The sequence below is a fragment of the Neisseria sp. P0021.S006 genome, assembly GCF_051956895.1.
In genome coordinates this window covers 1-1,725 of record NZ_JBQCWZ010000265.1, presented here as the reverse complement: position 1 = coordinate 1,725, position 1,725 = coordinate 1, and the positions used below count along the sequence as shown (strand labels likewise).

At 49.6% G+C, this 1,725-nt stretch carries 2 protein-coding genes; both read left to right on the top strand.

What is annotated here, in order from left to right:
• Positions 1–96: 96 nt before the first annotated feature.
• Positions 97–606 carry an anaerobic ribonucleoside-triphosphate reductase activating protein gene (gene nrdG, locus ACTHUM_RS13190; protein WP_107810493.1) on the top strand — a complete coding sequence of 170 codons (510 nt, stop codon included), beginning with the start codon at positions 97–99 and terminating at the stop codon, positions 604–606.
• Positions 607–723: 117 nt separating this feature from the next.
• Positions 724–1,725: anaerobic ribonucleoside-triphosphate reductase (gene nrdD / locus ACTHUM_RS13185; protein ID WP_440403079.1), on the top strand; the 1,002-nt coding region annotated here is incomplete at its 3' end.

The following is a 1,725-nucleotide window of genomic DNA, read 5'->3' as shown; positions in this document are numbered from 1 at the left end:
CTATTACATGAGTAAAATGCATTGTTAAATAAAAATACCATATCTAGTAGTCTTGTGTTTTAATTCGCACCATATATTGTGTTTTGTGGTATTGCAATGAGTAGCTTGAAATTTACAGTTGAGCAAATTGTCTGGCAGGAAGTGCCGGGCGAAGTGTCGCTGGCATTTCTGTTTTCAGGTTGTCCGCTGCGTTGTAAAGGTTGCCATAGTGCCGATACATGGAAAGAGGGCATTGGCACGGAATTGACCGAGGATTATTTAAAAGGCCGTCTGAAACGCTATCGCGGATTAATCAGCTGTGTGTTGTTTATGGGCGGAGAATGGCAACCGAAATCCTTGCAGAAAATGCTGGCCATTGTTGCCCAGGAAGGTTTGAAAGCCTGCTTGTACACCGGCCTAGAGCGTGAGGAGCTGGAGGCGGCCTCAGACGGCATTCTGCCTTATTTGACGTATCTGAAAACCGGCCGCTGGCAGATGGAGCTGGGCGGCTTAGACAGTCCGGCCACCAATCAGAAGTTTATCGATTTGCGCACGGGCGAGGTGTTGAACCGCTTGTTTATCAAAGACAAACCTGCGCCTAAAGTTTTTCCAGTGGCTTCAATTTAGCTTAATGCTGTATTGCACTGATTTAAATTGAATTTATTGTATTCGCTGACAGCGATGTTTCAGACGGCCTGACCGTCATTGCTTGATAAATCATCCAAACCATACAGGAGAATTAACATGATTCGGCTGCATCCCGAACAGTTAAACGGAAAACTACAATTTATGCGCGACTACATCAGCGCGCAAAACGCGGCGGACGGCTCGAAAATGGACGCCAACGCCAATGTTACCCAGAAAAACATCGCCACGATGGAAGCGGAAATCATGAAAGACTTTTTCGTGCAGATTAACCGCGCCCAAGTATCGCGTAAAATCGCCGAAATTTTCGACCAATTCGTCGCCGACGAATACATCCGCCAAATTGAGGCGCATGAGATTTATGTACACGACGAAACCAGCCTCAAGCCTTATTGTGTGTCGGTTACGCTGTATCCCTTCCTGCTCGACGGCTTAAGCAAACTCGGCGGCGAATCTAAGGCACCGCAACATCTGGCTTCGTTTTGCGGTTCGTTTATCAACCTGGTGTTTGCCATCAGCGCGCAATTTGCCGGCGCGGTGGCAACGGTGGAATTTCTGACTTATTTCGACTACTTCGCCCGCAAGGACTACGGCGACGATTATTTGGAAACCCACGGCAAAGAAATCGCCAACCATATGCAGCAGGTGGTGTACAGCATCAACCAGCCTGCCGCCGCGCGCGGTTATCAGAGCGTGTTTTGGAATATTTCCGTTTACGATCAATACTATTTCGACGCGATGTTCGGCGATTTCGTCTTCCCCGATTTCAGCAAACCGGTGTGGGCGAGCGTGGCGAAGCTGCAAAACTTCTTCCTCAAATGGTTCAATCAGGAACGCACCAAAGCCGTTTTGACTTTCCCCGTCGTGACCGCTGCGATGCTGACCGACGGCGGCAAATGCAAAGACACCGTGTTTGCCGACGAAATGGCGAAAGAGTTGGCGGAAGGCAATTCCTTCTTCGTCTATCTTTCCGACAATCCCGACTCCTTGGCTTCCTGCTGCCGCCTGCGCAACGCCATCGAAGACCGCACCTTCAGCTACACACTCGGCGCGGGCGGTGTGGCGACCGGTTCCATCAACGTCATCACCATTAACATGAAC

What these genes read in the sequence shown, in the direction of transcription:
- nrdG (WP_107810493.1), top strand. Translation starts at nt 97, where the DNA reads ATGAGTAGCTTGAAATTTACAGTTGAGCAAATTGTCTGGCAGGAAGTG.